The sequence below is a fragment of the Rathayibacter sp. AY1F9 genome (genome assembly GCF_002932155.1).
Lineage (GTDB): Bacteria > Actinomycetota > Actinomycetes > Actinomycetales > Microbacteriaceae > Rathayibacter.
Window position 1 is genome coordinate 19,644 of record NZ_PSVA01000011.1, and the last position, 20,637, is coordinate 40,280.

Genomic DNA, 20,637 nt, shown 5'->3' on the forward strand with positions numbered 1-20,637 from the left:
CTCTCGTTCTGGTGCGTGGATCGTGATCCCGGCGGGGCTCACCACGTCGTCGGGTACTCGACGGGCGGCACCGTGGACGGCTCCACCCGGTTGGTCTTGAGCACCTGGGTCATGACCTGCTGGAAGACGGGAGCCGTCGCCTGGGACGTGTTCATCTTAACCGGATCGGCGATGGTGACCGTCACGACGTACTCCGGGTCCTCCGCCGGCGCGAGCCCGGCGAGCGAGACGGTGTAGCTCTTCGAGTAGCCGCCCTTGCCGTCGGGCTGCTGCGCGGTACCGGTCTTGGTGGCGATGTTGTAGCCGTCGACGTGGATGTCGTTCGCCAGCCAGCCCTCGTTGTAGTGCGTCTGCAGCATGTCGACGACCTGCTTCGCGGCCGAGCTCGACACCACCTGGGTGCCCGTCGCATCGGGGACGTCCACGACGGAGCCGTCGGCCGTGGTGCAGCCGTCGATCAGCTGCGACGGGAGCCGCACTCCGCCGTTGCCGAGCGTCTGGTAGATGCTCGCGACCTGCACCGCGGTCGCCGAGACGCCCTGGCCGAACATCGTCGTGTAGTTCGTCTGGTTGTCCCAGTCCTGGTAGTCGGCGAGCAGGCCGCCCTCCTCGCCGGGGAAGCCGCTCGTAGTGGGCGTGCCGAGACCGAACTTCTGCAGGTAGTCGTAGCGGGTCTGGGCCGACAGGCGGGAGCCGAGCATCGAGATGCCGACGTTCGACGAGTCCTTGAGGATGCCGGTCAGCGTGTAGTTCGTCGGGGTGTGCGCGAAGTCGTCGCTGAACGAGGCGCCGTCCTTCTCGAAGGAGTCCGGGACGACGACCTGGGTCGTCGGGCCCGCCTGGCCCTGGTCGATCAGCATCGCGGCCGTCATCGGCTTGAAGGTCGAGCCCGGCTCGAACGGCGCGCGGAACGCGCGCGAGCTGCGGTCGGCGGAGGCGCTCGCCTCGACGTTGTTGGGGTCGACGGTCGGCGTCTCGGCCACGGCGAGCAGCTTGCCGGTCTTGACCTCCTGCACCACGACGATCCCGTAGCTGCCGCCGACCTCGGCGACGCGCTGCGAGAGGACCTGCTGGGAGTAGTACTGGAGGTCGGAGTCGATGGTGAGCTTCAGCGTCCCGCCGTCGACGGCCGGGGTCTCCGAGACGGTGCTGCCCGGGATCCGGACGTAGTCGGCGCTGCGCTCGTAGCTCTCGGACCCGTTCTGCCCCGCGAGGCAGGTGTTCTCCGCGTACTCCATGCCCTCCTGGGCCGCTCCGTCCGCCCCGACGTAGCCGACGAGGTTGCCGGCCACCGCGCCGTTGGGGTAGCTGCGTCCCTGCTGGGTCTCGAAGTAGGTCCACGGGATGTCGAGCGCGACGAGCTTCTGGTAGGCCTCGAGGTCGAGCCCCTCCGAGAGGATCAGGTAGTTGGCCTTCGCGTCCTTCGCGAGCGCGGCGTCCACCGCTCCGGTGATCTGCTCGACCGACTGCCCGGTGATCGCGCCGATCTCGGAGGCGGCCTGCTGCACGCTGACCATGACCTTCTGGTCCTCGCCCAGCTCGCGCGGGAACTCGGCCACGTTCTTCGGCGAGGTCGTCAGCCGGTAGCGCGTGGTGGTGTCCGCGAGCACCGTCCCGGAGCGGTCCACGATGGGGCCGCGCTGGCCGTAGGTGACGACGCTGTTCGACTGGTTCTGGGCGGCCGCATCGGTGAGCTCGTTCGCCCGCACGATCTGGATGTCCACCAGCTTGCCGATGAAGAGTCCGACGACGGCGACGATGATGACGAACGTGACGGCCGTGCGGCGTCTGCTCGAGCGGTGGTGTCTCACTGCGGCGGTGTCCTTCTTGCTCCGGGCGGGCGGGCCGCCGTTCGTCGGGTCCGGATGGTCGTCGTGCGCCCCGCGGGGCGGGTGCCCGCGCGGAGGCGGACCGCGACGCCGTGCGTCAGTGCGTGATGGGCGCGGGCAGCTCGCCCTGCAACGGTACGGCCGCACCGTCGACAGCCGGGGAGGACGCGCTCGCGCCGGGCTGGAGAGCCGGGACGAGGGCGTTGGGCACGAGCGGCGCGGAGGCGGTGCCCGCGACTTCGCTCGACGCGGCGGAGGAGGGGTCGCCCAGCACGGCGCCGTCCGAGAGGCGGAGGTAGACCGGCGCGGTATTGGCGACCATGCCCAGGCCCTGCGCGGCGGTGGCGAGGTTCTGCGGCGAGCTCAGCGTGTCGACGGCGTCCTGCTTCTCCGCGTTGCTGCGGGTGAGCGATTTCTGCTCCGTCTGCAGCGCCGAGATCTGGTAGGCCCCCTGCGAGAGGCCGACGCTCACCAGGAGCTGGACGACGATGATCGCGAAGAGGCCGGCGACGGCGACGATCCCGTAGACGAGCTTCGGGCGCGACTGCGCCTGACCGGCCGGGACGGCCTCGATGCGGGGGCGGGGCGCCTCCTCCTCGGGGCGTGCTCGGCGGGCGGTGTCGATGACGGCGGGGTCGATGACGGCGGTGGCGCTCATGCGGTGCTCCTGATCCTCTCGGCCGCGCGCAGACGCACGGGTGTCGCTCGGGGGTTGCGGGCCTTCTCGTCGTCGGAGGCGAGCTCGGCTCCGCGGATGACGAGTCGGAACTCGGGTCGGTGCTCCGGCAGCTCCATCGGGAGGCCGGCCGGGGCGGTGGAGGAGGACGCGGCCTGGAGCGCGCGCTTGACGATCCGGTCCTCGAGCGACTGGTACGCCTCGACGACGATCCGCCCGCCCTCGTTGATCCGGCCCAGCGCGGCGGGGATCGCCCGCTCGAGGACGGACAGCTCCTGGTTGACCTCGATCCGCAGCGCCTGGAAGACGCGCTTGGCGGGGTGGCCGTTCCGCTGGATCGCGACCGGGGTCGCCGCCTGGATGATCTCGACGAGACGGCCGGAGCGCTCCAGCGGAGCCTCGCGACGGGCCTCCACGATCTTCTTGGCGTAGCGCGCGGCGAGGCGCTCCTCGCCGTACTCGTGGAAGATGCGGCGCAGGGCGGTCTCGTCGTAGTCGGCGAGGATGCTCGCCGCCGTGAGCGGGGCGGTCGAGTCCATCCGCATGTCCAGCGGCGCGTCCTTGGAGTAGGAGAAGCCGCGCTCGGTCTCGTCGAGCTGGAGCGAGGAGACGCCGAGGTCGAAGAGCGCACCGTCGATCGTGTCGATGCCCAGCTCGTCGAGCACGTCGGGCAGCTCGTCGTAGACGGCGTGCACGAGGTCGATCCGGGAGGCGTGGGCGGAGAGCCGCTCCCCCGCGAGCTGCAGCGCCTCGGGGTCGCGGTCCAGGCCCACGAGGTGCAGGCCGGGGAAGCGCTCGAGCAGCGCGAGCGAGTGCCCGCCCATGCCGAGCGTCGCGTCGACGACGACCGCCCCGTCGCGCTCCAGCGCCGGAGCCAGGAGCTCGACGCAGCGCTCGAGCAGCACCGGGAGGTGCCGCTCCTCGGTCGGGCGCGGAGCGCCCTTCGGAGTGTTCTCTGCCATGGCGGTCCCGCCGTTCCCGTTCCTGTCGTCCGATCCCCATCCACCTCGCGTCCGGACACCGGGGAAGGTGCGTCCGGGCGCCGAGTGGCTGGGAGTCGCGCGACAGGACCTAGAACAGGCCGGGGATCACCTCCTCCTGGGTGTCGGAGAACACGGACTCCTGCTCCTGCAGGTAGGTCTCCCAGGCGCCCTGCGCCCAGATCTCGGCGCGGTTGCCCGCTCCGATGACGGTGAGGTCGCGGTCGAGGCCCGCGTACGCACGCAGCGGAGCCGGGAGGGTCACGCGGTTCTGCTTGTCCGGCGTCTCGGCGCTCGCGCCCGAGAGGAACACCCGGAGGAAGTCCCGCGCCTGCTTGCTGGTCACCGGCGCCTGCCGGATCTTCTCGTGCATCACCTCGAACTCGGCCTGGCTGAACACGTACAGGCACCGCTCCTGGCCGCGCGTGACGACGACTCCGGAGGAGAGCTCGTCGCGGAACTTGGCGGGGAGGATCACGCGGCCCTTCTCGTCGAGCTTGGGGGAATAGGTGCCGAGGAACACGGACTGCCCCCCACTTCTTCCGGCCAAGGATGGTGTGTCCTCCACAGTACTCCACTTCCCCCCACTCACAACCCCGGCGCGGCGCGGGGCACGCCGGAGAGGCCCCGGTCATCCGCGTGTTTCCGCGGAATCGCGACAGTGGGGCGAAGTGGAGGGGGAAGGTCGCGGGAGGGAGGCCGCGGGCACGAAAAAAGGGCCGATCCGTGAGGATCGACCCTGTGGTGGAGCGGAGAGGGGGGCTAGCCGCGCCCGTCTCCGCGGTTGTCCCACCTATCGTTCAGACGGTCCATGAAGCCGGACCCCTGGCGGTTGCCCGAGCGGGGCTTCGACGGACGGCCGACGTCGGGCAGGCCGGGCTCGGCGGAGCCGCCGGCGGCCGGGCGCATGGCCACGATCACGCCGCCGAGCATGAAGGCGAACCCGAGGATGCCGACGAGGGGCTGGCGCACGACCACTCCCGCGACGAGCACGGCGAGACCGAGGATGCCGAGGAGGATGCCGAGCACGAGGGCCCGGTAGTTGGTGCCGCCGCGTCCCTTGCCGACCGCCGCCACGAAATCGGCGTCGTTCTGGTAGAGGTTCCGCTCCATCTCATCGAGGAGCCGTTGCTCGTGTTCCGAAAGCGGCATCGTGACCCCTTCAGGGTGCGGCGTCGACCCTTTCGGGGATCGGCACCGGAATAGGCGGCGTCTGGGCTCGACCGGTCGGGCGGCGCTTCAGTGTAGACCGAGCCCGACGCAGGCACCAGGCACCTTCGGTGCATAGGCTGGTCGGGTGAACCACAGCTCTCGACTGGTCGATCGCGTCCAGCTCCGAATCGATGAATTCCTCACCGGGCGCACGCCAATTCTGCGCTCCATAGGAGAGGACGTCTCCGCCCTCGGCGACCTTTCGCGGGACTTTCTCAGCGGGGGCAAGCGGTTCCGCGCGCGCTTCTGCGAGGCGGGCTGGAACGCCGTGTCGAGCACCTCGAGCGAGGCCCATCCGAGCGGCTCCGATCCGATCGCGAGGGTGGGCGCCGGGCTGGAGCTGTTCCACGCCGCCGCCCTTGTCCACGACGACGTGATCGACAACTCCGACACCCGCCGCGGGGCTCCCGCGGCCCACCGGCGCTTCTCCTCCTTCCACGCCGACGGCGGCTGGACCGGCGACCGCGACGAGTTCGGCCGCTCCTCCGCGATCCTCCTCGGCGACCTCCTCCTGGTCTGGTCGGACGAGATCTTCGCCGCGGCGGAGTGGTCGCTCGGGGATCGAGTCGCAGCCGAGCGCGCGCGCGCGGAGTTCAACCTGATGCGCACCGAGGTCACGCTGGGCCAGTACCTCGACATCCTCGAGGAGAGCGCGTGGGTGCAGCACCCCGAGCACGAGCACCTGCAGCGGGCGGAGCGGGTGGTGGTCTACAAGAGCGCGAAGTACAGCATCGAGGCGCCGCTGGTGATCGGCGGCTCCCTCGCCGGCGGCGACGACGCTCAGCTGGACGCCCTGCGCCGCTTCGGGCTCCCGGTCGGGATCGCCTTCCAGCTGCGCGACGACGTCCTCGGAGTCTTCGGCGACCCGGCAGTGACGGGCAAGCCGGCCGGCGACGATCTGCGGGAGGGCAAGCGCACCGTGCTGCTCGGCCTCGCCCGCGGCGCGTGCTCGCCGGGCGAGCGGGCCGAGCTCGACGCGGTCGTGGGCCGGAACGACGCCGACGCGGCGTCCATCGCGCGGGCGCAGGAGATCATCGCGGGCAGCGGCGCCCTCGAGCGGCTCGAGGAGCGCATCGACCAGGAGGTGGCCGCGGCGATCGCGGTCCTCCCCGACGCGCCGCTCCGCACGGAGGGCGTGGCGGAGCTGCGCGAGCTGGCCGCCCAGGTCACGGTCCGCACCTCCTAGGAGCGGACCGGCGGGATCAGGCCAGGGCCTGGGCGACCCGCCGGACCTCGGCCTTGCGGCCGGCGCGGAGGGCGACGATCGGGCTCGTGCCCAGGCTCTCCTCGACCGTCAGCATCCAGTCGACCGCCTCGTCGTCGGTGAAGCCGGAGTCGGCGAGCAGGATCGCGGTGCCGCGGATCTCGCTCATCGGCTCCCCGTCGCGGAGGAAGAGGGCGGGGACCTTCAGCACGCCGTCGCGGCGGGTGCCGAGCAGGTGGCGCTCCTCGAGGAGGCGGCGGACCCGGCCGGCGCCGAGCCCGGTCAGCTCCACGAGGTCGGGGACGGTCAGCCACTCGAGCTCGGAATCGGTCGAGGTGGCGGGGGAAGCGGACGAGTCGGTCACGCGTCAAGACTGCCACGAGCCCGGAGGGCCGCCAACTGCGGGCGCCCCGGAGAAGGAGTCGGGCCCGTCCTGCGCCGCCCGGGCGTCGCTCACCGGTTCCCCCGGGGGTCTTGCCTAGACTCGTCGCGTGACCACCAGCCAGCTCGACCCTCTCCTCGGCCGTCTCGTCGACGGCCGGTACGAGGTGCGCTCGAGGATCGCCCGCGGCGGCATGGCGACGGTCTACCTCGCGCACGATCAGCGCCTCGAGCGCCGCGTGGCGATGAAGGTCATGCACGGCCACCTCTCCGACGACGCGACGTTCAAGAACCGCTTCGTCCAGGAGGCGCGCTCCGCCGCCCGTCTCGCCCACCCGAACGTGGTCAGCGTCTTCGACCAGGGCCAGGACTCGGACATGGCCTACCTGGTGATGGAGTACCTCCCCGGGATCACCCTGCGCGACCTGCTCAAGGAGCGCGGCCGGCTGACCGCCCAGCAGGTCGTCGACATCATGCACTCCGTGCTCTCGGGTCTCGCCGCCGCGCACCGCGCCGGGATCCTCCACCGCGACCTCAAGCCCGAGAACGTGCTCCTCGCCGACGACGGCCGGATCAAGATCGGCGACTTCGGCCTCGCGCGCGCCGCCTCCGCCAACACCGCCTCCGGTCAGGCCCTCCTCGGCACGATCGCCTACCTCTCCCCCGAGCTGGTCACGCGGGGCACCGCCGACACCCGCAGCGACATCTACGCCATCGGGATCATGATCTACGAGATGCTCACCGGAGAGCAGCCCTTCACGGGCGAGCAGCCGATGCAGATCGCGTACCAGCACGCGAACGACTCCGTCCCGTACCCCAGCGCGACGGTCGCCTCCGTCCCCACCTCGCTCGACGAGCTCGTCCTCTGGGCGACCGAGCGCGACCCGGACATGCGGCCCCGCGACGCCGGTGTCATGCTCGCGCAGCTACTCGAGGCCGAGCGGCTCATGGGCATCACACCGAGCGACCGCCGCGGCGACACGCAGGCGGTCACCCCGCTCCCGGCGCCCGTCGCCGATCCGGCGCCCGCGACGGCCGTCTTCGATCCGGCGGAGCCCGGGCAGACCTCGGTCTTCGACCCGGCGCCGGCCCCCGGAGCGGTGCTCGTGGTCGACGAGGACGACGACACCGTCGCCCGGCTCGCGAGCAGGCGCCGCGTCCGACGGCGCCGCGGCGTCCTGCTCACGGTGGTCGTCCTCCTCCTGGCGCTCATCGGCGGCGGGACGGCCTGGTGGTTCGGCGAGGGACCCGGCGCGATCGTGTCGATCCCGGACGTCGTCAGCCAGTCGCAGCAGGACGCGACGGCCCAGCTGCAGGCGCAGGGCTTCGAGGTGCAGCCGCAGGAGACGCCCGACCTCACCGTGCCCGCGGGGACGGTGGTGAGCTCCGATCCGCCCGGCGGGCAGGGGGTGCACAAGGGCTCCGTCATCACGCTGACCGTCTCGAGCGGGCCGCGCCAGCTGCCGGTCCCGTCTCTCGCCGGCCTCTCGGAGGCCGACGCTGCTGCCGCGGTGACGGGCGGCTCCTTCACCGTCGGCGACGTCTCGAAGATCTTCGACGCCGACGTCGACGCGGGTGTGGTCGTCTCCGCCTCGCTGCCTGACGGATCGGCGCTGCCCGAGACGATGTCCGAGACCAGCACCATCGCGATGGTGGTGAGCCTCGGACCGATCCCGAACGTCGTCGGCCTCTCGATCGACGACGCGACGGCGAAGGCGGAGGCGGCCGGTCTCGCCCTCGACCGCAGCGGCGAGGACTGGAGCGACACCGTGGCCGCGGGCGTCGTCCTCACGCAGGCGAACCCGGAGGCGCCCGCCGTGACCGGCGACACCGTCTCGGTCGTCGTGTCGAAGGGGCCCGAGCCCGTCGCCGTGCCGAACGTCGTGGGGATGAACCGCGACGAGGCGAAGGCGGCCCTCGAGGCGGCGGACCTGTCGTGGAGCTACTCCCTGACGACGCTCGGCCCGCTGATCGACGCGGCGCCGAACGAGCTGACCAAGGTCACGAACCAGTCCAACAAGGCCGGCGATCTCGTGCAGCGCGGCACGACGATCCAGCTGTCGATCACCATCACGACCTGACGCCGCCGGTCGAGCCCTCAACGAGGACTCGACCGGCGGTCGGGGTCGGATCAGATCGCGCGGCCCCGGAGCTCCTCCGCCACGAGGAACGCGAGCTCGAGCGACTGCATGTGGTTGAGGCGCGGGTCGCAGACCGACTCGTACCGGGTGGCGAGCGTCGCCTCGTCGATGTGCTCCGAGCCGCCGAGGCACTCGGTGACGTCGTCGCCCGTGAGCTCGACGTGGATGCCGCCCGGGTGCGTCCCCGCGGCGCGGTGCGCCTCGAAGAAGCCCTTGACCTCGTCGACCACGTCGTCGAAGCGACGGGTCTTGTAGCCGGTCGGCGTCGTCAGCCCGTTGCCGTGCATCGGATCGGTCACCCACAGCGGCAGGGCGTCGCTCCGCTTGACGGCCTCGAGCAGCGGCGGGAGGGCGTCGCGGATCCTCCCGGCACCCATGCGGGTGATGAAGGTGAGGCGACCGGGCTCCCGCTCGGGGTCGAGCTTGTCGATCAGCTCGAGCATCGTCTCGGGCGTGGTCGACGGGCCGAGCTTCACGCCGATCGGGTTGCGCACCCGCGACAGGAAGTCGACGTGCGCGCCGTCGAGCTCGCGGGTGCGCTCGCCGATCCAGATGAAGTGGCTGGAGGTGTTGTACGGCGTGCCGGTCCGCGAGTCGATGCGCGTCATGGGGCGCTCGTAGTCCATCAGCAGGCCCTCGTGGCCGGTGTAGAACTCGGTGCGCTTCATGCCCTCGAAGTCGGCCCCGCACGCCACCATGAACTTGACCGCGCGGTCGATCTCGCGGGCCAGCTGCTCGTAGCGCTGGTTCTGCGGGTTCTCGGTGAAGCCCTTGTTCCAGTAGTGGACGAGGCGCAGGTCGGCGAATCCGCCCTGCGTGAAGGCGCGGATGAGGTTCAGCGTCGAGGCGGCGGTGTGGTAGCCCTGCACGATGCGACGCGGGTCCGCGGCGCGCGACTCCGGGGTGAAGTCGTAGCCGTTGACGATGTCGCCGCGGTAGGCGGGCAGGGTCACGTCGCCGCGGGTCTCGAGGTCGCTCGAGCGCGGCTTCGCGAACTGGCCGGCCATCCGGCCCATCTTGATGACGGGCATGCTCGCGCCGTAGGTCAGGACGACGGCCATCTGCAGCACGGTCTTGACGCGGTTGCGGATCTGCTCGGCGGTCGCTCCGGCGAAGGTCTCGGCGCAGTCGCCGCCCTGCAGGAGGAACGCCTCGCCGCGGGCCGCGGCTCCGAGACGCTCGCGCAGCTGGTCCACCTCGCCGGCGAACACCAGCGGAGGGAGCGCGGCCACCTCGGCGGACGCCGCTCGCACGGCCTCCGCATCGGGCCACTGCGGCTGCTGCTTGATCTCGAGCTCGCGCCAATAGTCCAGGCCGGCGACCACGGAGGGGGCGGCGAGGACGTACGGTTCGTTCGGATCGATGACCACGAGGGTGTTCCCGGTTCTGACGGGCGCCAGCGGCGCGCGGAGGGCCGCCGTCCGGACGGACGGCAGCGGTTGACGAGCTTATAGCCTGGCAGGGCGCTCGGCCGGGAGGGGCCCCCGGCGTCGAGCGGGCGCTCAGCGGGTGAGGGCCGCGCGCTTCTCCTTGACCGAGGTCGCGTAGACGTCGAGGTACTCCTGGCCACTCAGGGCGAGGAGCTCGTACATGATCTCGTCGGTGATCGAGCGGAGGATGAACCGGTCGCCCTCCATGCCCTCGAAGCGGCTGAAGTCGAGCGGCTCCCCGAAGACGATGCCGATGCGGCCCAGCTTCGGCAGGCGCTTGCCGATGGGCATGATGCGCGCGGTGTCGATCATGGCGACCGGGATGACGGGCACGCGGGCCTCGAGGACCATGCGCGCGACACCGGTGCGGCCGCGGTACATGCGGCCGTCGGGGCTGCGCGTGCCCTCGGGATAGATGCCCAGGGCGTGGCCGCCCGCGAGGACGCGGAGGCCCGTGTTGAGCGAGGCCTCCGACGCCTTGCCACCGGAGCGGTCGATGGGCAGCATCCCCGTGGCGGTGAAGAACGTCCGCGTCGCCCAGCCCTTGAGGCCCTTGCCGGTGAAGTAGTCGCTCTTGGCGAGGAAGACCATGTTCCGCTCGATCACCAGCGGGAGGATCACGGAGTCGATGAAGGAGAGGTGGTTGCTCGCGAGGATCACGCCGCCGTTCTGCGGCACCTTGTCGGCGCCGACCACCCACGGCCGGAAGATCGTCTTCAGGAGCGGGCCCGCGACGATGTGCTTCATGAACCAGTAGAACATCGGGCTCCTCGGCGGTGCGGCGGATCGGGTGCGGCGGGTGCCGCTAGAGGGAGCTCGCGTGCAGGCGCGCCAGGTCGGCGGCCCCCACGACTCCGGCGTCATTGACGAGCTCCGCGATGCGGAACTCGGGCTCGGGGTGGTAGCCCCGGGCGGGGAGGTTGTCGAGGTAGGCCTGGCGGATGGGGTCCAGCAGGAGGTCGCCCGCCTGCGCCACTCCGCCGCCGATGACGAACATCTGCGGGTCGAGGACGGCGCTCAGGCTGGCCGCCGCCTCGCCCAGCCAGTGGCCGAGCTGTCGCAGCGCCGCGAGGGCGCCGAGGTCGCCGGCGGTGATCAGCTCGGAGATGAGGTGGCCGTTCAGCTCGCCGCCGTTGCGGGCGCGGGCGTCGGCGATGCCCTGGCCGATCCCGCCCGCGTCGGCCAGCTCGCCGGCGAAGCGCTGGAGCGCGCGGCCCGAGCCGTACTGCTCGATGCAGCCGCGGGCGCCGCAGCCGCAGGGCAGGCCTCCGGGGACGACGCGCATGTGCCCGATCTCGGCCGCGGCGCCGAAGCCGCCGCGCAGGAGCCGGTCGTTGATGACGATCGCGCCACCCACTCCGGTGCCGATGGTGAGCATCAGCATGTCGCTGACGAGGCGGCCCGAGCCGTAGCGGAACTCGGCCCAGCCGGCGGCGTTCGCATCGTTCTCGATGATGATCGGCAGGTCGATGCGGGCCGAGAGCTTCTCGCGGAAGGGCTCGTTGCGCCAGTTGATGTTCGGGGCGTAGTAGACGATCGACTGCGAGGCGTCGATGAAGCCGGCGGCGGCGACTCCGACCGCGGAGACGTCTCCCGGGAGCAGGCCGGAGCGCAGATGCTCGACCATCTCGACCACGACGTCGACGATCAGCTCGGGGTGCCCGGCAGGAGTGGGCCGACGGTCCTCGCGGAGGATCCCCCCGAACTCGTCGACCAGGGCTCCGGCGATCTTCGTGCCGCCGATGTCGATCCCGATCGCGTGCACGCGAACCGCCTTCCCGTCGCCACCGGCGCGGCAGCGTCGGCGGGCCGCCCTGAGCGGCGGCCAGGACGAGTGTAGTGACCGCGAGCGCTCCGATGCGGCTCAGCGGCGAGACCCGGCGACGCGTGTCGGCCCTCCTCGCGGAGCCACCCCTGGATCGTTACCCTGAACGGATCCACAGCTTGCGCCGCGCCGGTAGGGTGGAGACGACGTTCATTCAGGTACCGAAGGAGTTGCCGTGGACCAGTTCGATTCCCCCCTGGTGGTTCCGGCCGATCCCCAGGCCAACACGACCGCCCTCCTGCTGGACCGCGTCCGCGAGACACCCGATCGCCCGCTCTTCGCGCTGCCCGACGGCGACGGCTGGCGCGATGTGACGGCGCAGGAGTTCCTCGACCAGGTCACGGCCCTCGCGAAGGGCTTCGTCGCCGCCGGCCTCGAGCCGGGCGAGAAGGTCGGGCTGATCTGCAAGACGCGCTACGAGTGGACGCTGATCGACTTCGCCGTCTGGTTCGCCGGCGGGATCCTCGTCCCGGTGTACGAGACCTCCTCCCCCGCGCAGGTGCAGTGGAACCTCGCCGACTCCGGCGCGCACGCCGTGATCGTCGAGACTCCCGAGCACTTCGCCCGCTTCGACGAGATCCGCGCCGACCTTCCCGAGGTCCGACTCGCCTGGCAGATCGGGCTGGGCGATCTGGACAAGCTCGTCGCGCGCGGCGTCGACGTGCCGGACGCCGAGATCGAGCGCCGCCGCTCGCTGGCGACCGGCACCGACATCGCGACGATCATCTACACCTCCGGCTCCACCGGCCGCCCCAAGGGCTGCATCATCCGGCACTCGAACTTCGTCGAGCTCAGCCGCAACTCGGCGGTCGCCCTGACGGAGCTGATCCACCAGCCCGGCGCGTCGACGCTGCTGTTCATCACCACGGCGCACGTGTTCGCCCGCTTCATCGCGATCCTCTGCGTGCACGGCGGGGTGAAGGTGGGGCACCAGGCCGACACCAGGCAGCTGCTCCCCTCGCTCGCGTCCTTCAAGCCGACGTTCCTCCTGGCCGTGCCGCGCGTGTTCGAGAAGGTCTACAACTCCGCCGAGCAGAAGGCCGAGGCCGGGGGGAAGGGGAAGATCTTCCGCCGCGCGGCCGACGTCGCCGTCGCCCACTCGATGGCGCTCGAGGCGGGCTCGGTGCCGCTCGCGCTGAAGCTGCAGTTCCTCCTCTTCGACCGGCTCGTCTACTCGAAGCTGCGCACCGCCATGGGCGGGAACGTCCGCTTCGCGGTGTCCGGCTCGGCGCCGCTGGGAGACCGGCTCGGGCACTTCTTCCACAGCCTCGGCATCAAGATCCTCGAGGGCTACGGCCTCACGGAGACGACGGCGCCCGCCACGGTCAACCGCACCGAGCGTTTCAAGATCGGCTCGGTGGGCCCGGCGATGCCCGGCGTCTCGATCCGGATCGCGGGCGACGGCGAGATCCAGGTGCGCGGCATCGACGTCTTCGGCGGCTACTGGAACAACGAGGCGGCGACGGCCGAGTCGTTCGACGGCGAGTGGTTCCGCACGGGCGACCTCGGAACCCTGGACGAGGACGGGTACCTGCGCGTCACCGGGCGGAAGAAGGAGATCATCGTCACCGCCGGCGGCAAGAACGTCGCTCCGGCGGCGCTGGAGGATCCGATCCGCGCGAACCCGCTGGTCGGCCAGGTCGTCGTCGTCGGCGATCAGCGCCCGTTCATCGCTGCTCTGGTCACGCTCGACTCCGAGATGCTGCCGACGTGGCTCGCCAACAACGGGCAGGACAAGGGCCTCTCACTCGAGGACGCGGCCGTGAACCCGGTCGTTCTGGCCGAGGTGCAGCGGGCCGTCGATGCGGCGAACGAGCGCGTGTCCCGCGCCGAGTCGATCCGGAAGTTCGTGATCCTCCCGACCGAGTTCACGGAGGCGAGCGGTCACCTGACTCCGAAGATGAGCATCAAGCGCAACGTCATCCTCGCCGACTTCGCCGACACCATCGCCGCCGTCTACTCCGCCGCCCCCGCCACCGAGGGCATCTCCCTCCGCTGACCCCGCGCTCTCCCGCCGTCACCAGCAGGCCGTCCCGATCGCAGCCGCCTCCGGGACAGCGCGCCCAGCTCTATCCCGTCGGCGGAACGCACGACGCTCCTCGGAACGCGCCCACCTCGAAAGGCCGACCGCGCGGAGCCGGGCAAGGACGGGCTCCCCTCGACACAGCCGTATCCGGAAAAGCGCGTCCCAGCGCTTTCCCGTCGGCGGAACTCACGACGCTCCACAGAACGCGCCCACCCCGAGAAGCCGACCGCGCGGAGCCGGGCAAGGACCGGCCCCCCTCGACACAGCCGTATCCGGAAAAGCGCGTCCCAGCGCTTTCCCGTCGGCGGAACGCCCGACGCTTCACGGAACGCCCCCACCTCGAGCGGCCGACTGCGCGGAGCCGGGCAAGGACCGGCTCCCCCTCAACACAGCCGTATCCGGAAAAGCGCGTCCCAGCGCTTTCCCGTCGGCGGAACGCACGACGCTCCACGGAACGCGCCCACTTCGAAAGGCCGACCGCGCGGAGCCGGGCAAGGACCGGCCCCCCCTCGACACAGCCGTATCCGGGAAAGCGCGTCCCAGCGCTTTCCCGTCGGCGGAACGCACGACGCTCCATGGAACGCGCCCACCTCGAAAAGCCGACCGCGCGGAGCCGGGCAGGGACCGGCTCCCCCTCGACACAGCCGTATCCGGGAAAGCGCGTCCCAGCGCTTTCCCGTCGGCGGAACGCACGACGCTCCACAGAACGCGCCCACCTCGACAAGCCGACCGCGCCGAGCCGGGCAAGGACCGGCTCGGAATCCAACTCAGAACCAGTCGGATTCCCGGACGGCCTTCATGGCGGCGCGGCGGTCGTCCTTGGAGAGGCGGTCGAGGTAGAGGCGTCCGTCGAGGTGGTCGCATTCGTGCTGGAGGGCCTGGGCCATGAGGCCGTCGCCTTCGAGGACGATCTCGTTGCCGTCGAGGTCGGTGCCGCGGACCTTCGCGTGCGGGTAGCGGATCGCGGGGTACCAGAGGTTCGGGACGGAGAGGCAGCCCTCGTCGACCGGTTGCGGGTCTCCGCTGAGCTCGATGATCTCGGGGTTGAGGATGTAGCCGATGACGCCGTCGACGTTGTAGCTGAAGGCGCGGAGGTTGACGCCGATCTGGGGGGCTGCGACGCCGGCGCGTCCGGGCGGGCGGACGCTGTCGACGAGGTCCTCGACGAGGCCGCGGACGCCGGCGTCGACCGTCTCGATGGTCGTGGACGGGGTCTTCAGCACCGGGTCCCCGAAGATGCGGATCTGGCGTTCGGTCATGTGGTGCGCTCCCTCAGGGCCTCCTCCGCGCTCAGGAGGGCGTTCTCGACGACTTCGCTCGCTGCGGGGTGCGGCCAGTACTGGCTGCGGGCGAGTCCGCGGATGCCGGTGCCGGCGCTGGCGGCCTGGACGAGCGGCTGAATGAGGATACTGGCCTGCGGCCCGATGATGTGCGCGCCGAGGAGGGCGCCGTCGAGTCCGACGACCAGGAGGCAGGCGCTGGAGTCGTCCTCGAGCGCCCAGCCGAAGGCGGTGGAGCCGTACTCCTGGGTGACGGTGACGACGTCCAGGCCGTGGTCTCGCGCTTCGGCCGCGGTGAGCCCGAAGTGGGCGATCTGCGGGTGGGCGAAGATCGCGCCGGGCACCGGCGAGAGGGTGTCGGAGAGCATCTCGCCCGGGTGCAGGAGGTTGTGCGCCACGAGGCGCGCCTCGTGGTTGGCGACGTGCTTGAGCTGCCAGCGAGACGACACGTCGCCGAGGGCGAAGAGGCCGGGCACGGGGCGTCCGCCGGAGAGGACGCGCTGCTCGGGGTCGACGCTGATCCGGCCGTCCTCGTGCAGATCGATCCCGACGGAGGCGGCGGCGACCGTGTCGCTGTTGGGGTCGCGGCCGAGGGCGACGAGGAGCAGGTCGGTCTCGACCGTCGTGCCGTCGCTGAGGGCGACGCGGAGCCCGTCTGGGCGGGCGTCGACGCTCTCGGCGCTCACTCCGGTGAGCACCGTGTACCGCTCGGCGGCGATCCCGGTGAACCGGCGCGAGACGTCCTCGTCGAGGGCGCGGAGGAGGCGGTCGCCGCGGACGGCGACGGTCACGGCCGTGCCGAAGGAGGAGAAGACGTGGGCGAACTCGACGGCCACCGCGCCGCCGCCGAGGATCAGCATCCGCTCGGGGAGCTCGTCGAGCCGCATGACGGAGGAGGAGTCCTGGATGCGGGGGTCCGGCTCGTACGCGGCGAGGAGCGGCCTGGGCCGCGAGCCGGCGGCCACGACCACCTGCGGCGCACTGATGCGGGCACCGCTGGCGCTGACGAGGACGTGCGGGCGGTCGCCGTCTCCGAGCGACTCGAAGCCGAAGCTCTCGCGGAGGACGGTCACGTTCGGGGAGCGCTGATCGCGGTACTCGAAACCGCCCTCGCTGATCGCGTCGATCCGGCCGAACACCCGGTCGCGCACCTCGGCCCACTCGGGGCGGCGGAGGCGGGAGTGGACGCCGATCGGGCCGCCCTGGTCGACGTCGGTGATCACGTCGGCGACATGGACGAACATCTTGGTCGGGATGCAGCCGGCGTTGAGGCAGGTGCCGCCGAACCACTCCCCGTCGTCGAGGATCGCGACCCGCAGGCCGTCGAACTCCGGACCGACGATCGAGTTGCCGGAGCCGGCCCCGATGACGATCAAGTCGAAGGAGTCGGTGGTCGCGTCGGGTCCGTCGGTGCGGTCCTGGAACGCGGCGGACGCCGCCTCGGAGCCCCGGGGCTCAGACACGTCGGACCGGCATGCCCTCGACCACGAGCGCGGCGAGCAGGCGTGCGGCGTCCTTCGTGCCCTCGCGCAGCTGCTCCCACTTCACCACGGATCCGGCGGCGAGCACCGGGTCGTAGGGGATGCGGACGATGTCGCGGACGCGGGAGCGGAAGTGCGACTCGATCTCCTCCAGCTTCACCAGGCTCGTGCCCTGCGTCGCCGTGTTGAGCGCGACGACCGCGTTGCGCACCAGGGCGCCGTAGCCGTTCGCGTCCAGCCAGGTGAGGGTCTCGGAGGCCAGGCGGGCCTCGTCGACGCTGCCGCCCGAGACGATCACCACCGTGTCGGCGCGCTGCAGCGTGGGCCGCATCACCGAGTGCACGATGCCCGTGCCGCAGTCGGTGAGCATGATCGAGTAGAAGCGCTCGACCAGGTCGGCGACCACGTTGTAGTCGTCCTCGTCGAAGGCCTCGGAGAGCTGCGGGTCGGTGTCGGAGGCGAGGACGTCGAGGCGGGTCTCGTCGCGGGAGACCATCGTCGAGAACTCGGTGAACCCCGTCACGCCGGCCGCGCGGTTCACGACGTCGCGGACGGTCGCCCGCGTCTGCTTGGGGACGCGCTCGGCCAGGGTGCCGCGGTCGGGGTTCGCGTCGACCGCGATGATGCGGTCCTCGCGCGCGTCGGCGAGGGCCATGCCCAGGAGCGTCGTGACCGTGGTCTTGCCGACGCCGCCCTTGCGGGTCATGACCGGGACGAAGCGGGTGCCGCCCTCGAACTGCCGGCCGATCCGCTCGTCCATCGCCTTCCACGCCTTCACCTTCGCGGAGTCGCCGAGGTTGACCGTGTGAAAGGTCAGGCCGTAGAGGAAGCGGTGCCAGCCGCCCGTGGGAGCGGGACGGGTCTTGCGGTTGACCTCCAGGAGCCTGTCCGGGGTGAGCATCGACGCCGACTCGGGGACGGCGGCGCTCGGCGCGGACGGGGCGGGAGCGGCGCTCGAGGACTCGGCGCGGAGGCGGTCGCGGCGCGTGGGGACGGCGGCGGGCTCCCCCGCGGACTCGGACGCCGCGGGCTTCTCGGCGGACTCCGCTCGGGCGGGGATCCCCGCCGAGACCGGTCCGTTTGCGCCGGACGGGTGAGCGGGAGCCGGTGAGGGGGTCGGAGCAGGACTCGGCTCCGGGGGCGCGAGAGCGTGCGAGCGCGAGGGCGGCAGGCCGAGGCGGCCGACGTCGATCGCGTCCTCGTCCTCGACCGGAGCGGGGGCGGTGGAGCGGCGCCGCGGGCCGGGCGGGGTGATCCGCACGCCGTCGGGCAGGAGGGTCGGAGCGGTGTCGCTCGCTCGCGGGGAGTACTGACCCGATTCCCGAGCCGCGTCCATGGCGGTCCGCGGCGTGGGACCGGTGCCGGTGTCGGGCTGTTCGTCGTTGCGCTCATCCATGCGAACGAGCCTCCTTCCGCTCAGGACGAGTGTACCGGCGGGCCCGGATCGCGCCGGGCGGCTTGGTCGGAGCGCGCTCCGACTGCTAGTGCGGCCCGCTTCCGGAGGCGGCGCGGACGGCGCGTGCAGCGAACGGTTAGGTTCTGCCGCCCGGAGGAACGTAAAGTAGTCAGCCATGCATGTACTCAGCGTGAGCTCCCTCAAGGGCGGCGTCGGCAAGACCACGGTGACGCTCGGCCTTGCATCCGCGGCGTTCTCGAAGGGCCTGCGAACGCTGGTCGTCGACCTCGATCCCCAGTCCGACGTGTCGACCGGAATGGACATCAACGTCGCCGGCCACCTCAACATCGCCGACGTCCTGACGTCGCCGAAGGAGAAGATCGTCCGCTCGGCGATCGCCCCCTCCGGCTGGACCAAGGAGCACCACGGCACGATCGACGTGCTGATCGGCAGCCCCTCCGCGATCAACTTCGACGGGCCGCACCCCAGCATCCGCGACATCTGGAAGCTCGAGGAGGCCCTCGCGAGCGTCGAGGCCGACTACGACCTCGTGCTGATCGACTGCGCCCCCTCGCTCAACGCCCTGACCCGCACGGCCTGGGCCGCGAGCGACCGCGTCGCCGTCGTCACGGAGCCGGGCCTGTTCTCGGTGGCCGCCGCCGACCGGGCGCTCCGGGCGATCGAGGAGATCCGCCGCGGACTCAGCCCGCGCCTCCAGCCGCTGGGCATCATCGTCAACCGCGCCCGCGTCCAGTCGCTGGAGCACCAGTTCCGGATCAAGGAGCTGCGCGACATGTTCGGACCGCTCGTGCTCAGCCCGCAGCTCCCGGAGCGCACCTCCCTCCAGCAGGCGCAGGGCGCGGCGAAGCCCGTGCACGTCTGGCCCGGGGAGAGCGCTCAGGAGATGGCGCACAACTTCGACCTGCTGCTCGACCGCGTGATCCGCACCGGTCGCATCGGCGAGCAGGTCCCCGCCGCGACCTAGGGCCGGCGGGTCCGCCGGACTCCTCCGGCTCGAGGTCTCGGGACGCGGGCGATGCTCGGTGCCCGAGGAGTGCCAGGGACGGCGCCGGCGGACGCTCGGCGTCGGAGTTCAGCGCGGGCTCTCGATGCGCGGGCGGAGCCCATCGTCGGATCCGCAGGGCGGGACACGGACGGAGCCCGTCATCGGACCCGCATGCTAGCGGGCGTGATCGGCGGGGAGCTCGCGTCCGGCGGACGGATCACGCGGGCGGGGCCCGCCATTCGACCAGCTCGGTGAGACTCGGGTGCCGCCCGTTGCCCGCTCAGCACGGCTGCAGGCAGGTCCGCTCCTGATCAGCTGAGCGCGCGGAGGAGACCCCGGAGTCCCCGGGGCCGCGGCCGACCCGCGAGGGGTGGGCGGTCAGCCGACGCGGCGGGAGGCGCGGCGCTGGGCGAGCTCGTCGCCCGGGTCGACCGACTGATGGTCGAGCTCGACGAGGCTCGACTCGACTTCGCGGAGGACCTTGCCGACGGCGATGCCGAAGACGCCCTGGCCGCGGCTGAGCAGGTCGATGACCTCGTCGTTCGAGGTGCAGAGGTAGACGCTCGCGCCGTCGCTCATCAGGGTCGTCTGCGCGAGGTCGTCGACCCCGGACTCGCGGAGCTGGTTGACCGCCGTGCGGATCTGCTGGAGCGAGATCCCGGTGTCGAGCAGGCGCTTGACCAGCTTCAGCACGAGGATGTCGCGGAAGCCGTAGAGGCGCTGCGTTCCGGAGCCGGACGCGCCGCGCACGGTGGGCTCGACGAGCTCGGTCCGCGCCCAGTAGTCGAGCTGCCGGTAGGTGATCCCCGCGGCGCGCGCCGCGACGGCCCCGCGGTAGCCCGCGTCGGCGTCGAGCTCGGGCAGTCCGTCGGTGAACAGGACGAGGTCGCGCTGGCCGCTGACGTCGCGGCTGACTTCTCTCATCCCTGTGCCTCTCGGATCCGGACGCCGGATCCTCCGAACGCGCTCCCTACCGTACCGACCGGCGCAGGCCGAGTAAACGACATCGGCCTCGGCGCCGCGGCGTGTCGCACGGGCCGCCCGACGGCCGGCGGCGCGGCCCTCACGAGCGGGCGATCCGCGAGAGGGCGCTGCGCACCATCGCCCCGCGGATCGTGCCCAGCTGGGTCGCGAGCCCCACCGCGTTCTCGGCAGCGCCGGCGGAGCCGGACGCCTCTCCGCGGCGGGCGCTGGAGGCGACGACGCTCTCGATGAGCGACATCTCGCGCTCGACGGCGACGCGGAGCGGTCGGAGATGGCGGGGCTCGATACCGGATCGGCCGAGGTCGACGAGCGCCTTGAGCGTCGTCACGGCCTCGTCCCCGAACACGTCGCCGCCCCGCACGAGCCCGGCGGCGATGGCCTCCTGGACGAGAGCGGGCGTGGCACCGGACTCGGCCGCGAGGCCCTCGCGGGTCAACCGCGTGGCGGGGCCGAGGAGCGAGGCGCTCGGACCCCCGACACCGGCCGGCAGGGCGGGCTCGCGTCCGGCGTCGATGTCGTCGAGGTATCCGCGGATGACCTTGAGGGGGAGGTAGTGGTCGCGCTGCAGAGCGAGGATCATCCGGAGCCGCTCGACGTCGGAGCCCGAGAACTTGCGGTAGCCGGAGTCGGTGCGGGCCGGCGAGACGAGCCCCTGCTCCTCGAGGAAGCGCAGCTTGGACGGGGTGACGTCCGGGAACTCACTGGTCAGCCTGGCCAGCACCTGCCCGATGCTCAGCAGAGCGGCGGAGCCGGTGGGGAGGGCGCGCGCGGAGGAGCGGCCCACGG

18 protein-coding genes are annotated in these 20,637 nt (G+C 71.7%); 4 read left to right on the plus strand and 14 right to left on the minus strand.

All coding sequences use genetic code 11. The features are described from left to right. Nucleotides 1-38: 38 nt before the first annotated feature. From C5C37_RS08900 to C5C37_RS08920, 5 genes are all read right to left on the minus strand, one after another. The gene (locus C5C37_RS08900; protein ID WP_244229623.1) at nucleotides 39-1,811 is read right to left on the minus strand and encodes a penicillin-binding protein 2; all 1,773 of its coding nucleotides are present in this window, start codon (nucleotides 1,809-1,811) and stop codon (nucleotides 39-41) included. 115 nt (nucleotides 1,812-1,926) lie between these two features. Continuing rightward, a complete protein-coding gene (locus C5C37_RS08905; protein WP_104222588.1) occupies nucleotides 1,927-2,487 on the minus strand; it encodes a hypothetical protein in 561 nt (186 codons plus the stop codon). Further along, nucleotides 2,484-3,467: a 16S rRNA (cytosine(1402)-N(4))-methyltransferase RsmH gene (gene rsmH, locus C5C37_RS08910; RefSeq protein WP_104225374.1), complete on the minus strand. Its 984-nt coding sequence runs from the start codon at nucleotides 3,465-3,467 to the stop codon at nucleotides 2,484-2,486. The genes C5C37_RS08905 and rsmH overlap by 4 nt, the downstream gene beginning before the upstream one ends. A 109-nt stretch (nucleotides 3,468-3,576) precedes the next feature. Further along, nucleotides 3,577-4,008, minus strand: a complete 432-nt coding sequence (mraZ, locus tag C5C37_RS08915; protein ID WP_104222586.1) for a division/cell wall cluster transcriptional repressor MraZ — start codon at nucleotides 4,006-4,008, stop codon at nucleotides 3,577-3,579. A 239-nt stretch (nucleotides 4,009-4,247) separates the two neighbouring features. Continuing rightward, complete coding sequence (locus tag C5C37_RS08920) at nucleotides 4,248-4,637, minus strand: DUF3040 domain-containing protein (RefSeq protein ID WP_104222585.1); 390 nt, start codon at nucleotides 4,635-4,637, stop codon at nucleotides 4,248-4,250. A 145-nt stretch (nucleotides 4,638-4,782) separates the two neighbouring features. On the opposite strand from C5C37_RS08920, the gene C5C37_RS08925 reads away from it, so the two are divergent. Beyond that, nucleotides 4,783-5,883, plus strand: a complete 1,101-nt coding sequence (locus tag C5C37_RS08925) for a polyprenyl synthetase family protein (RefSeq protein ID WP_104238695.1) — start codon at nucleotides 4,783-4,785, stop codon at nucleotides 5,881-5,883. A gap of 16 nt (nucleotides 5,884-5,899) precedes the next feature. Here C5C37_RS08925 and C5C37_RS08930 read toward each other — a convergent pair whose 3' ends face one another. Further along, nucleotides 5,900-6,265: an Rv2175c family DNA-binding protein gene (locus C5C37_RS08930; RefSeq protein ID WP_104222583.1), complete on the minus strand. Its 366-nt coding sequence runs from the start codon at nucleotides 6,263-6,265 to the stop codon at nucleotides 5,900-5,902. 127 nt (nucleotides 6,266-6,392) lie between these two features. Here C5C37_RS08930 and pknB point away from each other — a divergent pair, with 127 nt between their 5' ends. Next, nucleotides 6,393-8,363 carry a Stk1 family PASTA domain-containing Ser/Thr kinase gene (gene pknB / locus C5C37_RS08935; protein WP_104250750.1) on the plus strand — a complete coding sequence of 657 codons (1,971 nt, stop codon included), beginning with the start codon at nucleotides 6,393-6,395 and terminating at the stop codon, nucleotides 8,361-8,363. A gap of 50 nt (nucleotides 8,364-8,413) precedes the next feature. Here the strand turns inward: pknB and C5C37_RS08940 are convergent, their stop codons facing one another. From C5C37_RS08940 to C5C37_RS08950, 3 genes are all read right to left on the minus strand, one after another. Continuing rightward, a complete protein-coding gene (locus C5C37_RS08940) occupies nucleotides 8,414-9,748 on the minus strand; it encodes a class II 3-deoxy-7-phosphoheptulonate synthase (protein WP_104222617.1) in 1,335 nt (444 codons plus the stop codon). Nucleotides 9,749-9,925: 177 nt separating this feature from the next. Continuing rightward, nucleotides 9,926-10,615 (minus strand): 1-acyl-sn-glycerol-3-phosphate acyltransferase, encoded by a 690-nt coding sequence (locus C5C37_RS08945; protein WP_104222581.1) that lies wholly within the window; start codon nucleotides 10,613-10,615, stop codon nucleotides 9,926-9,928. 43 nt (nucleotides 10,616-10,658) lie between these two features. Beyond that, the gene (locus C5C37_RS08950; RefSeq protein ID WP_104222580.1) at nucleotides 10,659-11,618 is read right to left on the minus strand and encodes an ROK family glucokinase; all 960 of its coding nucleotides are present in this window, start codon (nucleotides 11,616-11,618) and stop codon (nucleotides 10,659-10,661) included. Nucleotides 11,619-11,853: 235 nt separating this feature from the next. Between C5C37_RS08950 and C5C37_RS08955 the strand changes: the two genes are divergently transcribed. Then, a complete protein-coding gene (locus C5C37_RS08955) occupies nucleotides 11,854-13,677 on the plus strand; it encodes a long-chain fatty acid--CoA ligase (RefSeq protein WP_104247148.1) in 1,824 nt (607 codons plus the stop codon). A gap of 794 nt (nucleotides 13,678-14,471) precedes the next feature. On the opposite strand, the gene def is transcribed toward C5C37_RS08955, so the two are convergent. The 3 genes from def to C5C37_RS08970 are packed head-to-tail and all read right to left on the minus strand — an operon-like array spanning nucleotide 14,472 to nucleotide 17,861. Then, on the minus strand, nucleotides 14,472-14,963 hold the full coding sequence (gene def / locus C5C37_RS08960; protein WP_104250747.1) for a peptide deformylase: 492 nt from the start codon (nucleotides 14,961-14,963) through the stop codon (nucleotides 14,472-14,474). Next, the gene (locus C5C37_RS08965; RefSeq protein ID WP_104338815.1) at nucleotides 14,960-16,447 is read right to left on the minus strand and encodes a mycothione reductase; all 1,488 of its coding nucleotides are present in this window, start codon (nucleotides 16,445-16,447) and stop codon (nucleotides 14,960-14,962) included. Before C5C37_RS08965 ends, def begins: the two co-directional genes overlap by 4 nt. Then, nucleotides 16,440-17,861: a MinD/ParA family protein gene (locus C5C37_RS08970; protein ID WP_258063289.1), complete on the minus strand. Its 1,422-nt coding sequence runs from the start codon at nucleotides 17,859-17,861 to the stop codon at nucleotides 16,440-16,442. The genes C5C37_RS08965 and C5C37_RS08970 overlap by 8 nt, the downstream gene beginning before the upstream one ends. A gap of 175 nt (nucleotides 17,862-18,036) precedes the next feature. Here C5C37_RS08970 and C5C37_RS08975 point away from each other — a divergent pair, with 175 nt between their 5' ends. Further along, nucleotides 18,037-18,846 carry a ParA family protein gene (locus tag C5C37_RS08975; protein ID WP_104222576.1) on the plus strand — a complete coding sequence of 270 codons (810 nt, stop codon included), beginning with the start codon at nucleotides 18,037-18,039 and terminating at the stop codon, nucleotides 18,844-18,846. A gap of 399 nt (nucleotides 18,847-19,245) precedes the next feature. Here C5C37_RS08975 and C5C37_RS08980 read toward each other — a convergent pair whose 3' ends face one another. Continuing rightward, the gene (locus C5C37_RS08980) at nucleotides 19,246-19,791 is read right to left on the minus strand and encodes a MerR family transcriptional regulator (protein ID WP_104222575.1); all 546 of its coding nucleotides are present in this window, start codon (nucleotides 19,789-19,791) and stop codon (nucleotides 19,246-19,248) included. Between the two features lie 139 nt (nucleotides 19,792-19,930). Next, nucleotides 19,931-20,635: a MerR family transcriptional regulator gene (locus C5C37_RS08985; RefSeq protein WP_104222574.1), complete on the minus strand. Its 705-nt coding sequence runs from the start codon at nucleotides 20,633-20,635 to the stop codon at nucleotides 19,931-19,933. Nucleotides 20,636-20,637 lie beyond the last annotated feature (2 nt).